Genomic DNA, 15,964 nt, shown 5'->3' on the forward strand with positions numbered 1-15,964 from the left:
TCTCTGTTGGAGAGAGTGGATAAATTTGGTCAATTAATTAATGCAATTGGTATAACAGGGGTAACACGCTGTATATTTTAGAATTTAACGCTTTGTTACAATTGAACTATTAAACGCATTGAAAGACGCACAACATCTCAAAAAAACGTCAATTACTGAAATGAAAAAAGCCAGCAAAGATGCTGGCTTTTCTATGTTTGGTGCGGAAAGCGGGACTTGAACCCGCACGAGCTATGCTCACCACCCCCTCAAGATGGCGTGTCTACCAATTCCACCACTTCCGCGAAAACTTTTTAGTTTGAACCCTCAACGTCATCGGACGCTGGAACATCTACACCTTCAGCCTCGATAGCAGGCACATCGTTTTGAGCCGCTTCTTCGATAACCGGTACGTCTTGGTCAGCGGGACGCTCAACTTCCTGCTCAACTCCAGCAGGAACTTCAAGGTTGTTCCATTCATCGTCAGCGCTCTCACGATTTGCCGTTATTGCGCCAAGCGTTAAGCTGATTAAGAAGAATAGACCCGCTAAAATACCTGTGGTACGTGTCATGAAGTTGCCAGAGCCTGACGAACCAAACACTGTGTTTGAACCACCTGAACCAAATGAAGCGCCCATGTCCGCACCTTTACCCTGTTGGATCAAAACAAATCCAATCAATAAAAGAGCAACAATTAGGTATGCTACTAAAAGCACTTCGTAAATCATAAATACCTCGTCAGTTTGCCGCTTGGCAAATTGAAATAAAATCTTCAGCTTTTAAGCTGGCCCCGCCGATTAAACCACCATCTACATCTTTTTGAGCAAATAAGGTTTCAGCGTTATCTGGCTTCACACTACCACCGTATACAATACGAAGACCTCGAGCCAGATGCGCATCTACTTTTGAAAAGTAAGTGCGAATAAATTCATGTACTTCTTGCGCTTGCTCAGGGCTCGCAGTTTTGCCGGTCCCGATAGCCCAAATAGGCTCATAGGCAATAACTGCTTTGCTCAGCTCTTCTATAGACATAACGCCTACTAAAGCGTCTAACTGCTCGCCTACAAATGCATCAACGTTCTCGGCTTCTCTCACTTCAAGAGGCTCGCCTACACAGATAATAGGAACAATACCGGCAGCGACACATTTTTTTGCCTTAAGAGCAACAAGTCTGCTTGACTCGCCTTGGTCTTCACGTCTTTCTGAATGCCCAACGATAGCATAACTGCAGCCCGCTTCCTTGAGAAGGTCTACCGACAATTCACCGGTGTGGGCCCCATTATCAAGGTGACTAACGTTTTGAGTACCAATTGAAAATGAACCCGTTTCAAACGCATATAAAAGCAATGAAGGTGCACAAACAACAACTTCAGCTTTTGCTTTTAAACCCGCTAGTTTGTGATTGAATTCAGCGACTAGCGCTAAATTCCCGTTCATTTTCCAATTACCAGCCACAAACGGCTTTCTTAAATTATCACTCACAACGTAGACCTTAGCCCTGTCTTAAAGCGGGCGTGATATTAACTATTTAATTAAGAAGATACAAGCACAAAAAGCAAAATTTCCAGCTACGCCAACTAATTGGCGAGTTTACGAACAGTTTCAGCAATATGCTCAGCCCATTTTTGCGATTGAGATTCATCATTAGACTCAACCATCACACGAATAAGTGGTTCAGTACCGCTTTTTCGTAGTAGCACCCTACCCGTTTTCCCTAACGCTGACTCAGCTTCTTGTTTAGCACCTTGCACTTCACTATGAGCGAGATAATCCTGCTCTTGGTTTGCATAGCGAACGTTGATCAAGGTTTGTGGATACATATCAAAACCGCTTGCCAGATCGTGCAGATCCATATGAGAACGAAGCATCGCTGCTAAAACTTGTAATCCCGCTACGATACCATCGCCAGTAGAACTCATATTAAGGTTAAGTACGTGCCCTGAGTTTTCACCGCCAATAGACCAACCTTTTTGTTGCAAAAGCTCCATTACGTATCGGTCACCAACATTACTGCGCGCGAAAGGAACGCCAAGCTTAGATAACGCGTTTTCCAAGCCAAGGTTACTCATTAATGTGCCAACAACGCCACCCTGCATTTTGCCGTTTTTAAGCGCGTCGCGAGCAATGATATAAACAATCTGATCGCCATCTAGCACGTTACCCAAGTGGTCAACCATCATTAATCGGTCACCATCACCGTCTAGCGCAAAACCCAAGTCTGCGCCTGTTTCTTTAACTTTTTCAACGATTGCGTTCATCGACGTTGCACCAACGCCATCGTTAATATTCAAACCATTCGGCGCGGTACCAAGTTCTATAACGGTAGCACCCAGTTCCCGTAGCACGTTAGGTGCGATGTGATAGGTCGCTCCATGAGCACAATCCACCACGATTTTCAGACCAGTAAGTGAAAGCTCAGAAGGGAATGTACCCTTACAAAATTCAATATAGCGGCCAGCGGCGTCGTTAATTCTTGTTGCCTTGCCCAGCTTGTCCGACGCGACACAGGTCATGGGTTGCTCAAGCATGTGCTCAATGGCCAGTTCTATGTCATCGTCGAGTTTAAAGCCTTGTGCAGAGAAGAACTTAATGCCGTTATCATAAAAAGGATTGTGCGACGCGCTAATCACAATACCGGCTTCAGAACGGAATGTTTTTGTCAGGTAAGCAATAGCTGGCGTTGGCATTGGACCTAGCAAACCGATATCAATACCCGCTGCTGACAACCCGGCCTCTAATGAAGACTCAAGCATATATCCTGAAATACGCGTATCTTTGCCGATGAGTACCTTATTTGTACCGCGACCTGCCAAAACCTTTCCGGCTGCCCAGCCTAACTTGATCACAAATTCAGGGTTAATGTTACTCTCGCCGACCTTTCCGCGAATGCCATCTGTTCCAAAATATTTGCGCTGCGTCATTATTATTCCTTATTTTATCGTATTCAGCATTTTCACAATATTGACAGCATCCGCTGTTTCTTTAACGTCGTGAACCCGAATAATCTGTGCGCCCATTTGTGCGACAATTGTAGCGAGGCTTATGCTTCCCGCCAAGCGCTCATCTACTTTTCTATTGAGTAAAGTGCCAATCATTGACTTTCGAGACATACCCACAAGCACAGGATAACCGAGGTCCATCAGTTTAGGTAAATGCTTCACCAGCGCATAATTATGTTCTAGTGACTTTCCAAACCCATAGCCGGGGTCAAACAATATTTTTTCCTGCGCAATACCTGATGCTTTACACGCTTTCGCTCGTTCTAATAAAAACTGGGCAACGTTTTCAACCACATCATCATATGAAGGGTTGTTTTGCATGGTGCGAGGTTGACCTTGCATATGCATAAGACAAACTGGTACGCCAGCTTCGGATGCAGCCTCTAATGCACCTGGCTCCTGTAAAGCCCTAACGTCATTGATTAATCCAGCTCCTGCACTGACCGCCTCTCGCATTACTTCAGCTTTACTTGTATCTATAGAAATTACGCACTTTGCATTTTTCGCTACCGCTTCTATTACGGGTATAGTGCGATCTAGCTCTTCCTGTAAAGATACTTCTGGCGCACCTGGTCGTGTAGACTCGCCACCAATATCAATGAAGCTTGCTCCTTCATCGACCATTTGAAGTGCGTGTTCCAGCGCCTGATTAACATCCGCATGTTTTCCGCCATCAGAAAATGAATCGGGCGTTACATTTAAAATACCCATCACTTTGGGCTGTGAAAGATCGATAAATTGATTACCAAACTGCATGAATTACCTGCACTATTATTTTTACTTAACCGAGAGCATAAAAGCGGACGGATTTAATCTTTCTGCACTAGTCCACGTGGGAGCTTAAGTTGGATTCGTACCTACAAAGTGCGCAGATTACGCTCACCGCGCTCCAATAAAAAACGCCAGATATACTGGCGTTTTTTTAATATGAATATGGACTTAGCTTGGGATATCGCCCGGCTTGCCCACTGACGGTTTGTCTACACCGTCATTTTTAATTTCACCTTCGCGCACTGGCGCACCACCACTTGGCTTGTCGCCGCCAGATGGCTTGCTGTCATCCCAATCTGCCGGAGGACGAACCTCGGTACGGTTCATAAGATCATCAATCTGCTTCGCATCAATGGTTTCGTACTTCATTAGTGCGTCTTTCATTGAATGTAAGATATCGATGTTGTCCTCAAGGATCTTCTGAGCACGCTCGTAGTTACGATCAATCAATGACTTAATTTCCGCATCGATAGCACGCGCCGTATCATCAGACATATTGGTTGCCTTAGACATAGACTTACCTAAGAACACCTCACCTTCGTCTTCAGCGTAAAGCATTGGTCCCATCTTAGACGATAGACCCCACTGAGTTACCATCTTGCGAGCTATCTCTGTCGCGCGCTCGATGTCATTAGATGCACCCGTCGTAACCTTGTCGTCACCGTATATAACGGCTTCGGCAATTCGTCCACCAAACAAACTAGAAATCATGCTCTCTAAATGCTGTTTAGAGTGGCTTACGCGGTCTTGTTCAGGCAAATACATAGTCACACCTAATGCACGACCACGTGGAATGATAGACACCTTATAAACAGGATCGTGCTCTGGCACCAAGCGGCCTACAATAGCGTGACCAGCTTCATGATAGGCGGTCATTTCTTTTTCAGACTCAGACATTACCATCGACTTGCGCTCAGAGCCCATCATGATTTTGTCTTTCGCTTTTTCAAACTCTTCCATTGAAACAAGACGCTTGTTACCGCGTGCAGCAAACAGCGCAGCCTCATTTACCAGGTTAGCAAGATCAGCACCTGAGAAGCCTGGTGTACCACGAGCGATAACTGATGGTTCTACGTTGTCAGCCACTGGCACTTTGCGAATGTGGACTTTAAGGATTTGCTCACGACCACGAATATCTGGAAGACCTACCACTACTTGACGGTCGAAACGACCAGGACGAAGAAGCGCTGGATCTAGCACGTCAGGACGGTTTGTCGCAGCAATTACAATGATACCTTCGTGACCTTCAAAGCCATCCATTTCAACAAGCATTTGGTTAAGCGTTTGTTCACGCTCGTCGTGACCACCGCCTAAACCGGCACCACGCTGGCGGCCTACCGCGTCAATTTCATCGATAAAGATGATGCAAGGCGCCGCCTTCTTCGCCTGTTCGAACATGTCGCGTACGCGTGACGCACCAACACCAACGAACATTTCAACGAAATCAGAACCAGAGATAGTGAAGAAGGGTACTTTTGCTTCACCTGCAATCGCTTTGGCAAGCAGGGTTTTACCCGTACCTGGAGGGCCTACCATCAATACGCCCTTCGGAATTTTACCACCCAGTTTTTGGAACTTCGACGGGTCGCGTAAGAAATCTACCAGTTCAGATACATCCTCTTTCGCTTCGTCACAGCCAGCTACGTCAGCAAATGTTGTCTTAATTTGATCTTCACCAAGTAAGCGCGCTTTGCTTTTTCCAAATGACATGGCGCCACGGCCGCCACCACCTTGCATCTGGCGCATAAAGAATATCCATACACCGATCAGCAATAACATGGGGAACCATGAAATAAAAATTGATGTGAGAAGAGACTGCTCTTCTGGTGGCTCACCATAAACCCTTACGTCATTCTTAACTAAGTCAGAGACCAACTTGTCATCGAAGTAAGGTACGAAAGTTTGGAAAGTTTCGCCTGAACGCTTAGTACCGCGAATTTCGCCACTATTGTTAATGCGAACTTCACGAATATTTCCCTGCTCTGCTTCTCTCAAAAACGTTGTATAGTCAGTTTGCGAACGAGACGATTCACTCGGTGAAAAGCTCTGGAAAACCGACATCAAAACAACGGCGATGACTAACCATAAGATTAAATTTTTTGCCATGTCGCTCAATGCTAATAACCTCTATAAACCCGAATTGCTTGTATAATCAGCAAGTTGTTCACTGAATAAACGACACAATTCGCAACGAAAACCGCTTAACCCAAAGCGTACTACACTTTATACCCACAAGCCACCAAATACACCTCACGCGACCGTGATCTGGACGAGTCAGGCTTACGTGTCTTAATGGTGGTGAAAGATTGTTTGAGTGAGTTCATGAACTCAACAAACCCTTCTCCTTGGAACACCTTTATGACAAACGAACCGCCAGGCTTTAAAACCTGATGACACATATCGAGCGCAAGTTCGCAAAGATACATAGAGCGCGATTGATCAACTGAGGCATTTCCTGCAAGGTTCGGTGCCATATCAGACAACACTATATCTACGGTGTTCCCGCCGATTCTGTTCAATAGTGCGTCGAGAACAGCGTCCTCTCTGAAATCACCTTGTAAAAAGTCAACGCCAACTATGGGGTCCATGGGCAAAATATCGCACGCGATAACTTGACCATTCTCGCCAACAAGCTGAGCCGCCAACTGCGACCAGCCACCTGGAGCAGCGCCAAGGTCTACAAGTGTCATTCCTGGTTTAATAAGCTTATCTTTTTTATGGATTTCTTCCAATTTGTAGATAGCCCGCGATCGCCAACCTTCCTTCTGCGCTTTTTGCACATAATGGTCGTTAACGTGTTCTGTGAGCCAGCGCTTACTGCTGGCGGAGTGTTTCTTTTTTGTCATTCCAATACAATGTCATTAGGATTGTAGAGAAGATGGCGTTAGAATACGTTATTTCAAGCATAAACTAACAGATTAATTGTAAGAATTATTAATACATGAAACTTTCAAACAAACAGAAACAATTTCTTAAAGGCCTTGCACACCCGCTGAAACCTGTTGTGCAGCTAGGCGCAAACGGCCTTACCGAAGGGGTGGTTGCAGAAATTGACAACGCCCTCAATCACCACGAATTAATTAAAGTTAAGGTGCCTACCGATGATCGCGAAGAAAAAGCGCTTATCATGGACGCCATTGTTCGTGAAACTAACTCAGTTAAGCTTCAAGTAATCGGCCACACGCTAATTATCTACCGTCAAAGTGAAGACTGTAAAATTCAGTTGCCAAGGTAGCTGCGAAATAACTGAATTAAAGGTGCCGATTCACATCGGCACCATAGTCTTTTCTCTTTCTTACCGTTAACATCATATTAATAATAGTGATAAATAGGGTTTAAGGGAAAATTATGACGCTAAATAATCTTACTGCCATTGTTACCGGTGGTTGCTCCGGACTTGGTCATGCTACCGCTATCGCCCTTCGCGGCGAAGGTGCCAACGTCAGTCTTTTCGATCTTAACGACGAAATTGGCGCACAACGCGTTGAAGAATTAGGTAAAGACAACACCATTTTCACCAAAGTAGATGTTCGCGACGAAGCATCTGTTCAAACGGCCATTGACGCAACCACAGAAAAATTCGGCGCTATTTCTTTAGTCGTCAATTGCGCAGGCATTGCACCCGCAAAGCGCTTACTTGACAAAGAAGGTAATCCAGCCCCGCTTGGTGATTTCCAAAAAACTATCGATATCAATTTAGTGGGCAGCTTTAATGTATCTCGCTTGGTGGCTGCCGCCATGGCAAAACAATCACCAATTAACGAAGAAGGTGAACGCGGTCTTATCGTGAACACCGCCTCCGTTGCCGGTTATGAAGGTCAAATAGGTCAAACGGCTTATGCTGCCAGTAAAGGCGGCATTATCGGGTTAACGCTTCCAATGGCGCGAGATTTGGCGCCATTAGGTATAAGAGTAAACACAATAGCGCCCGGCGTAATGGGCACACCTATGCTGCTTGCCATGCCTGAAAAAGTGCAAGATGCCCTGTCTGCCAACGTTCAATTCCCGAAGCGCCTGGGGCTGCCAGAGGAATTCGCTAAATTAGTCATCCATATGGCGAGCAACAGCTACTTGAATGGTGAAACAATACGCCTGGATGGCGGATTGCGTATGCCGCCTAAGTAACGTATAAGCGTCAAGTTTGAGAGGGAGCAGTACTTCGCTCCCCTTTTTGGAAGGTGACCGCTAGGTAAATACTGCAAATATTTAACGCTTTAAGCAACTGTCAGCCTTTGAAGCGCTTCGAACCGCTCAGAGTTTCACAAACCCGTTTTTCTTATCAAAAACCCGCGTGTGCGCTCTATGATTTTCTTTGGCTGAATATAGCGCTTTATCGGCTTTTAATAACTGCGAAGCGATCACGTCTGACTGTGTAACTTCATCCTCTTCTAATACTGCACCGCCAATGCTTACGGTTAATGGCTTACCATCTGGAAGCACAATGGTTTTAATAGCATTGTGTAGCCTGTCACTAAAAAACTTGATAGCTTCTATATTGGTATTGTAGAGAACAATCAAAAACTCTTCTCCGCCCCATCGAGCAACCACATCCGTCTCACGCACCTGCTTAAGTATTACGTCAGATAGCTTTATCAGTACCCTATCGCCTTCGTCATGCCCAAAGGCATCGTTAATATTTTTAAAAAAATCAACGTCTAAAAGGAGAAAAGATAGGGGGAAAAAATTGCGGGACGATTGGACTAACAGTGCCTCAATGTCGTCTTTCGCTGCGCGTCGATTAAGTAAGGGCGTTAGCGAATCTTTGCGACTAACCGCGGTAAGCTCTTCCGTCTTTTTTTCAAGCAGATCTCTTGCTTCTAACAATTCTTGATAAAGTTTGTCTCGTTCTTCCGCTACATAAATGGCCCAATACACGGTATTGTCTGACAGCGTTAAATTCGCCACAGACGGAACCCGTTTTCCCTCTTCAGAAATTAACGTAATTTGAACTTCTAAATACTTTCCGTTGGCGAGAATTATCGGTTTTATATAACTTTCGTAAAATATCAAACTCGCTTTAGACAGAATATTGGTTATTTTTGCTTCTACAGGTTTTTTTAAACCAAGATAGTGATGAGCAAACGGGTTCAGCCAAACTATTTTCGTTGTCTCAATATCAGACTTCAACAATAAGCACGGAAAATCCTCTTCTATCCACTCATTCAACTGACAAACTCCCGTAGGTAAGAAAAAACAATAGAGGGGTTCGTCATATGTAAACAGTGACCATGCGCATCAACAACTTCAAGCTGGGAATTAGGAATCAATTGAGCCATGTATTCCCCCACCGCTGTCGAGGCTAAATTGTCGTGCTTACTTTGTATAATGAGTGTAGGAAGGGACAGTTTAGCAAGCATCGCCCTGTCGTCAGAGAAAAACGTGGCTTTTGCGAAGGGTTTTGCATACTTAGGGTCGGTAGAGCAAAAACTGGTTTCAAGCTCTTGAGTTAATGCTGCATCAGTGGCTTGACCCATGACAAGAGGTGCCAAATAGTTAGCCCAACCTACATAGTTTTTATCCATTAAATTAATTAATTCTTCTAAATCTTCCTTGTCGAAGCCACCTTCATATTCAGGAGGAAAGTTAAGAAAACAGGGAGAGGGACATATCATAGCAAGCTTTGAAAAAATATGGGGAGACTGAATGGCGGCATGCATGCCAATCATGCTACTCACAGAATGACCAATAAAGGTTACATCTTTAAGACTGAGTGCCTCGCAAATCTCTAACACGTCTTGAGCATAGCCAGTGAGAGAAGAATAACGGTCCTTATCGTAAGCTGAGTAATCAGAGGCACCGCACCCCACATAGTCGAACAAGATGACTGTATATTGCTCATCGAAATAGGGTAGCAGATGTCGCCACATGTTTTGATCACAGCCAAACCCGTGAGCCAGCATTAATACGGTACTTCCTGAACCATTAATCGTGACATTATTCCTTGCCACTACACTATGCGAAGGTTCCATAGTATTGCCTCTATATTCTTGTCAATTTGAGCATAGCAATACAAACACCGGTATTACTCAATGCATTTGTTCAGTTTAAGGTACCACGATTATTTAGCAAAAAAGATACACGCCGAGTTTAGTCACTTTCCCCGCCATTCACAATTAAAGCAATATTATATAGACGATTCACTGCGTGGTAGTTTATAGAATTTTTGGGATAGCGGCCTTTACTGCTAATTTTACCCGCTTCCTGTTCCATCAAAATAGTAAGCGCGTCGTCAACGGTTTCAACAGTGTAAATATGGAACAGCCCTTTTTTCACTGCATCGATAACGGTGGCATCTAACACCAGATTAATCGCATTCGATTTAGGAATAATTACGCCCTGTGTACCGGTTAAACCGCGGTGCTGACACAAGTCGAAAAAGCCTTCTATCTTTTCATTAACACCGCCAACCGCTTGCACTTCGCCATACTGGTTAATCGAACCTGTGATGGCCAAAGTTTGTAAGCATGGGATTTCAGTAAGCGCAGAAATAAGTGCAACCAGTTCACCAAGAGAGGCACTGTCGCCATCAATATGCCCGTAAGATTGCTCGAGGGCGATATTCGCGGAAAGCGTTAAAGGGAAATGTTGCGCATACTTGTTGCCTAAATAACCGTTGAGCAACATAACGCCTTTAGAGTGGATAGGCTGTCCAAGCTCGACTTCCCGCTCAATATCAACCACACCACTTGCCCCGGCAAAAACGGTAGACGTTATGCGTGCAGGTGTACCAAATGCTGTATCGCCAATATCTAACACCGTCAGACCATTAACCTTACCTACCGCTTTGCCTTCAGTGGCAATAAGAACGTGCCCTTCTTTAATATCGTTTAAAAGGGTTTGACTTACCCGGCCGGTGCGACGCTTTTTGGCACTTAACGCGGTTTTCAAATGATCGAGTTCTAGTGTGTCGGCATTGGATTTCTGACAGAAATAATAGGCTTCATTGACCAGTTCGATCACTTCAGCGAAATGCGCTGAAAGCTTTTCTTTATGCTCTGCCATTCTTAGCGAGTATTCTACAAGCCTGCACATAGCATTAGCTGTAATACCTTTAAGACCTAGCTGAATGATATGCGCACGTACTTTACCCACGAAATCGAAAAGCGCCTGCCTTGTGACCGGAATCTCCAAGTCAAAATCCACCAACACTCTGAACAGTTCGTCAAACTCGTCATCATAATCTTGCAGCGTGTAGTACAAATCGCGGGAGCCTAACAAAACGATTTTCACATTTAAATCTATAGGCTGTGGGTTTAGCGTAATGTTATTGACCATACCCACGTCTTGCTGTGGTAAATCCATGCGTAAGCGCTGAGATTTAATGGCGAGCTTTAAGGTATCCCATACGAAAGGCTGTTCAATGAGTTGGTCTACATCTAACAATAGATAGCCGCCGTTTGCTCGGTGCATAGCACCAGGCTGTATCATCCGGTAATTGGTAAATACACTACCATGAATATTGGTGTACTCGATTTTACCAAACAAGTTTTGATAGGTTGGGTTTGGCTCGTAGATAACGGGGGCCGCATCATCAAGTTTATTCGACACCAATACGTTGGCAAGAAACTGTTCTTCTAAGAATATCTTTTTGTCAAAGTCGTCGCTCTTCTCTTCTTTTTGCTCTTCGCTATGAATAACTAAGATAGCGTTGACCAAGGCCGTTTTGAGCTGTTTGAGGTACTTCATTACGCCGAGTTCAGACGCGTACTTGTGTTCAAGCACTTTTAGAAGCGGCTTGATACCCTGTTCTGCGGTCTTTTTATCAAGTTCACGCAATCGCTCCGAGTTTTCGCGCTTCCACGTTGGTAGGCTTAATAAGCTTTCACTTAATCTGTTTTCTAGTTCGTCGATAAGCGTGTAAAAGCCTTCTCTTTGCTCATCTGTTAACGTGGCAAACTCGGTATCGCTTATAGGCTTGCCGTTTACAATAGGTGAAAAGGTGATTGAACCGCCCTCTTCATAAAGCGCAACGTCGTTTGCTTGTGCGTAACGCTCAACGGCGTCAATGGCGGCATCATATTTTTGTTCAAACTCTCTTGATATCGAAGCACGACGGCGTTGATAACCCGGGTTGTCGAATGCAATGGGCAATGAGTCCAAGACATCATCGATAAGTGCAGCCATATCTTTGTGAAACGCTTTGCCGCCACCAGGAGGGAATTTTAGCGCTACAGGCTCACGCTCTTCCTCAAAATTATTGATATAACACCAGTCGTCAGGTGCAGAAAGTTGAGATACCTGGCGCTCTATATAGTCTTTGACTAGGGTAAAACGACCGGTCGCAGGCTCGCCCATAACATAAAGGTTATAGCCCTTTGTATTAATGCCTAATCCAAAAGTTAGCGCTTCACGGGCACGCTCTTGTCCAATAAAGGTTGCATTAAGCGCTTCCTCATCTTTTAGGGCGCTATTAATCGCGCGGCGGTTAATGGTAGGTGATAACGCGTCTACGTCTAACGCAAATGGTTTACTGTCTACTGACATGTTGTTCTATATTCGTTACTTTACTTAAGTGAAACCCTAATTAACATTAGTGTCAAACGCTTATCCGTAATTAAGCACCTTTGCACCGCCAATTGCACAACAAACAACCAGCTTTATATAGATATGGTATATTTTGTTTTTGGTGGTGCGCCACTTACCGTGCATGCTCTGCTAAGAGTCACTTTACTCTTATCGGGTAATATTAATGTGCTGCAGTAGCAACACAATAGCGAAAACAAGCAACAGAGAATCAGAGTACTCATAATGACAAAAATAACGACTTCAACATCGCAGGTACGCTTTGCTCCTCTTTTAACACTGCTCATCAGTGCCGTTTTTTCACCAACCAGTATCGCAAACGTCAACTATGCAGACAGTTCTGGTTTTTCAATTACCAACGTCAGTGAAAGCCATGCCCCTATCGAAGTGGTTTATTCTCATTTTATTGAACATGTTGATATGTGGTGGCCTAAAGATCATACGTGGTGGAAAGGCTCCCTGAGAATTGATGAGCAAGCTGGCGGTTGTTTCTGCGAGACCACCGATAATGCAAGCGCTGTGCATATGCTCATAAGCTACGTTGAGCCTCAAAAAAAAGTAATAATGACCGGTGGTTTAGGACCGCTTCAAGAAATGGGGGTAACAGGTGCGTTAACGTGGGAATTTAGCACCATAGAGGGAAACACGCCCAAAACAAAAGTTACCCTTACCTATCACGCGTCGGGTAACGTCCATTTTGACGGAAAAAAGGCGTCAAATGAGGATGCAGCTAAGTTGGTTAATGTAGTTGATAAGGTGCAGGCGCAGCAACTTAATGCATTGACTACATTTAGCGATACGAATTAGTGAAAAAGTAGCAGTTTACTTCGCTGGTTGCATACTAACATATTAATTAATGCTCACTTTTCAAGCAAGCGACAATAAAATTCGCCTAGTTCGGTGTTAAGCTATTGAGGCATAGCTTAGCGCTGGGTTATTCTATTGGGCTATATATGTGTAATGTGGGAATATCCCACGCTCGGTTAGCCGGCAATATTGCGAAATTACCCATCAGAGTATTTGCAACAAATTCGCCTCACACCGACCCATAAACGTTCTAACTTTTAATGCGGAAGCCTAAGTTTCATGGCCGATAATCAGTACAATCCGAAAGACATTGAACAACGCGTTCAGCAATATTGGGAAGATAACCAATCTTTTAAAGCAAATGACGAAGTAGAAAAAGAAAAGTTCTACTGTCTGTCTATGTTCCCATATCCAAGTGGCCGACTTCACATGGGTCACGTGCGCAACTACACCATCGGTGATGTAATTAGCCGTTTTCAGCGCATGCAGGGTAAAAATGTATTGCAGCCTATGGGTTGGGACGCTTTCGGTCTTCCGGCTGAAAACGCGGCGATCAACAACAACACCGCACCGGCGAAATGGACATATTCAAATATTGATTACATGAAAAACCAGCTTCGCTCGTTAGGTTTTGGCTACGACTGGGACCGCGAAGTAACAACGTGTAAATCAGATTACTATCGCTGGGAACAGTGGTTCTTCACGCGCCTTTACGAAAAAGGTCTTGTTTACAAGAAAAACTCTACCGTGAACTGGGACCCTGTAGATCAAACTGTTCTGGCTAACGAGCAGGTAATTGACGGTCGCGGATGGCGTTCAGGTGCGCTTGTAGAGCAAAAAGAAATTCCACAGTGGTTTATTAAGATTACCGATTACGCTGAAGAGTTGTTGCAAGACCTAGAACAACTTGAAGAATGGCCAGACCAAGTTCGTGCAATGCAAGCAAACTGGATTGGGCGCTCTGAAGGTGTTGAAATTACCTTCGATTTAGCGTCAGCGGTTAACGACATTGCCGATTTAACGGTCTACACCACACGGCCAGACACTTTCTACGGTGTGACCTACGTTGCGGTAGCAGCGCAGCATCCGCTGGCTGAGTTTGCAGCACGGACTAACCCAGATTTAGCTGCCTTTATCGACGAATGCAAAAACACAAAAGTTGCTGAAGCTGAATTAGCAACGATGGAGAAGAAAGGCTTCGCCACAGGGTTTGAAGTAGTACACCCATTAACGGGCGAGAAGCTTCCAATTTGGGTAGCTAACTTTGTATTGATGGACTACGGTTCTGGTGCCGTTATGGCAGTTCCAGGTCACGATCAGCGCGATTGGGAATTTGCGACTAAATACGACCTTCCAATTCAACAGGTTATCGCGCCAAACGCAGGTGATGAGGAGAAGTGCGATTTATCTGCTTCTGCTTACACTGAAAAAGGTTGCTTAATAAATTCAGATAAGTTCAACGGTCTTGATTTCGAGGCGGCATTTAACGGCATTGCTGACGAACTAGAGGGCAAAGGCTGCGGCAAGCGTAAAGTAAACTATCGCCTAAGAGATTGGGGCGTAAGCCGTCAGCGCTATTGGGGCGCACCTATTCCAATGCTGAACTTGGAAAATGGTGAATCTGTTCCTGTACCTGAAGACCAACTGCCTGTTGTCCTACCCGAAGACGTGGAAATGAACGGCGTAACGTCGCCAATTAAAGCGGATCCCGAGTGGGCAAAAACCACTTACAACGGTGAACCTGCGTTGCGCGAGACCGACACCTTCGATACCTTTATGGAATCGTCATGGTACTACGCACGCTACTCAAGTGCCACGACGAATGACGCCATGCTAGATCCCACCTCTGCCAACTATTGGCTACCAGTAGACCAGTATATTGGTGGTATCGAGCACGCCATTTTGCATTTACTTTACTCGCGCTTTTTCCACAAGCTTCTTCGTGATGAAGGCCTCGTAAAGTCTGACGAGCCGTTCAAGCGCTTATTGTGTCAAGGCATGGTGCTGGCCGATTCTTACTATCGTGAAGACGCGTCTGGTAAGAAAACCTGGTTCTCGCCTACCGAAGTAAGCACAGAAAAAGACGACAAAGGTCGTATTGTTAAAGCATGGCTGACTGCTGACGGTGAAGAAGTCATTCACGGCGGCATGACCAAAATGTCTAAATCGAAGAACAACGGTATCGATCCGCAAGAAGTTATCGACCAGTATGGTGCTGATACTGTGCGTTTGTTTACCATGTTTGCCGCGCCACCTGAGCAAACTCTTGAATGGGTAGACTCTGGTGTTGAAGGCGCCAATCGTTTCTTGCGTCGTGTATGGAAACTGGTAACTGAACACGTTGAAAAAGGTACGCCTGAAGCTATTGACGTTAAGGCGCTGTCGAAAGATCAGCAGGCCCTTCGCCGCGAAGTGCACAAGACCATTGAGAAAGTGTCTGATGACTTAGGTCGTCGTCAAACCTTTAACACTGCTGTTGCAGCGGTAATGGAATTGCTAAACCACCTTCAAAAAGCGCCACAAGAAAACGCACAGGACACCGCTATTATGCGCGAAGCTTGTGAATCAATCTTGTTGCTTCTTAACCCAATTACGCCACACATTGCTCACGAGCTTTGGAAGGTATTGGGTCATAGCGAAGATATCGATTTAGCTCCATGGCCAAAAGCTGACAAAGATGCGCTGGTTGAAGATGAAAAACTTATCATTGTTCAGGTTAATGGCAAGGTTCGCGCTAAAATGACAATAGCCGCTGATGCAACCAAAGAGACCATTGAAGCTTCTGCTAAAGCGCAGCCAAATGTTCAACAATTCATCGAAGGTAAAACCATTCGCAAGGTAATTGTTGTTCCTGGCAAGCTTGTGAATATTGTAGCTAACTAGGT

13 protein-coding genes and 1 tRNA gene are annotated in these 15,964 nt (G+C 44.9%); 4 read left to right on the forward strand and 10 right to left on the reverse strand.

Annotation, left to right across the window (positions count from 1 at the left end):
• Positions 1–198 precede the first annotated feature (198 nt).
• From JC525_RS15440 to rlmE, 7 genes are all read right to left on the reverse strand, one after another.
• Positions 199–284 (reverse strand) — tRNA-Leu (locus tag JC525_RS15440).
• 9 nt (positions 285–293) lie between these two features.
• A complete protein-coding gene (secG, locus tag JC525_RS15445) occupies positions 294–707 on the reverse strand; it encodes a preprotein translocase subunit SecG (protein WP_198816624.1) in 414 nt (137 codons plus the stop codon).
• Between the two features lie 10 nt (positions 708–717).
• Positions 718–1,461: a triose-phosphate isomerase gene (tpiA, locus tag JC525_RS15450; RefSeq protein ID WP_198816625.1), complete on the reverse strand. Its 744-nt coding sequence runs from the start codon at positions 1,459–1,461 to the stop codon at positions 718–720.
• Positions 1,462–1,556: 95 nt separating this feature from the next.
• Positions 1,557–2,900, reverse strand: coding sequence for a phosphoglucosamine mutase (gene glmM / locus JC525_RS15455; RefSeq protein WP_198816626.1), 1,344 nt, complete (start codon positions 2,898–2,900; stop codon positions 1,557–1,559).
• Positions 2,901–2,909: 9 nt separating this feature from the next.
• Positions 2,910–3,734: a dihydropteroate synthase gene (gene folP / locus JC525_RS15460; protein ID WP_198816627.1), complete on the reverse strand. Its 825-nt coding sequence runs from the start codon at positions 3,732–3,734 to the stop codon at positions 2,910–2,912.
• A 183-nt stretch (positions 3,735–3,917) separates the two neighbouring features.
• Complete coding sequence (ftsH, locus tag JC525_RS15465; RefSeq protein WP_198816628.1) at positions 3,918–5,864, reverse strand: ATP-dependent zinc metalloprotease FtsH; 1,947 nt, start codon at positions 5,862–5,864, stop codon at positions 3,918–3,920.
• 101 nt (positions 5,865–5,965) lie between these two features.
• Entirely contained in the window at positions 5,966–6,595 is a 630-nt protein-coding gene (rlmE, locus tag JC525_RS15470) for a 23S rRNA (uridine(2552)-2'-O)-methyltransferase RlmE (protein ID WP_198816629.1), read from the reverse strand.
• Positions 6,596–6,690: 95 nt separating this feature from the next.
• On the opposite strand from rlmE, the gene yhbY reads away from it, so the two are divergent.
• Both yhbY and JC525_RS15480 read left to right on the forward strand, forming a co-directional pair.
• Positions 6,691–6,984 carry a ribosome assembly RNA-binding protein YhbY gene (gene yhbY, locus JC525_RS15475; RefSeq protein ID WP_105931177.1) on the forward strand — a complete coding sequence of 98 codons (294 nt, stop codon included), beginning with the start codon at positions 6,691–6,693 and terminating at the stop codon, positions 6,982–6,984.
• Between the two features lie 113 nt (positions 6,985–7,097).
• On the forward strand, positions 7,098–7,874 hold the full coding sequence (locus JC525_RS15480) for a 3-hydroxyacyl-CoA dehydrogenase (RefSeq protein ID WP_198816630.1): 777 nt from the start codon (positions 7,098–7,100) through the stop codon (positions 7,872–7,874).
• 126 nt (positions 7,875–8,000) lie between these two features.
• On the opposite strand, the gene JC525_RS15485 is transcribed toward JC525_RS15480, so the two are convergent.
• The 3 genes from JC525_RS15485 to JC525_RS15495 form a co-directional block, all read right to left on the reverse strand.
• Positions 8,001–8,915 (reverse strand): GGDEF domain-containing protein, encoded by a 915-nt coding sequence (locus JC525_RS15485; protein ID WP_198816631.1) that lies wholly within the window; start codon positions 8,913–8,915, stop codon positions 8,001–8,003.
• Positions 8,912–9,718, reverse strand: coding sequence for an alpha/beta fold hydrolase (locus tag JC525_RS15490; RefSeq protein WP_198816632.1), 807 nt, complete (start codon positions 9,716–9,718; stop codon positions 8,912–8,914). The genes JC525_RS15485 and JC525_RS15490 overlap by 4 nt, the downstream gene beginning before the upstream one ends.
• Before the next feature lie 118 nt (positions 9,719–9,836).
• Positions 9,837–12,233 (reverse strand): Lon protease family protein, encoded by a 2,397-nt coding sequence (locus JC525_RS15495; protein WP_198816633.1) that lies wholly within the window; start codon positions 12,231–12,233, stop codon positions 9,837–9,839.
• 264 nt (positions 12,234–12,497) lie between these two features.
• On the opposite strand from JC525_RS15495, the gene JC525_RS15500 reads away from it, so the two are divergent.
• Together JC525_RS15500 and leuS are read left to right on the forward strand one after the other, a co-directional pair.
• Positions 12,498–13,079, forward strand: coding sequence for a hypothetical protein (locus JC525_RS15500; RefSeq protein WP_198816634.1), 582 nt, complete (start codon positions 12,498–12,500; stop codon positions 13,077–13,079).
• A 279-nt stretch (positions 13,080–13,358) separates the two neighbouring features.
• Positions 13,359–15,962 carry a leucine--tRNA ligase gene (gene leuS, locus JC525_RS15505; RefSeq protein WP_198816635.1) on the forward strand — a complete coding sequence of 868 codons (2,604 nt, stop codon included), beginning with the start codon at positions 13,359–13,361 and terminating at the stop codon, positions 15,960–15,962.
• Positions 15,963–15,964 lie beyond the last annotated feature (2 nt).

Origin of the sequence: Alteromonas sp. IB21 (assembly GCF_016405965.1) — a bacterium.
GTDB lineage: Bacteria > Pseudomonadota > Gammaproteobacteria > Enterobacterales > Alteromonadaceae > Alteromonas.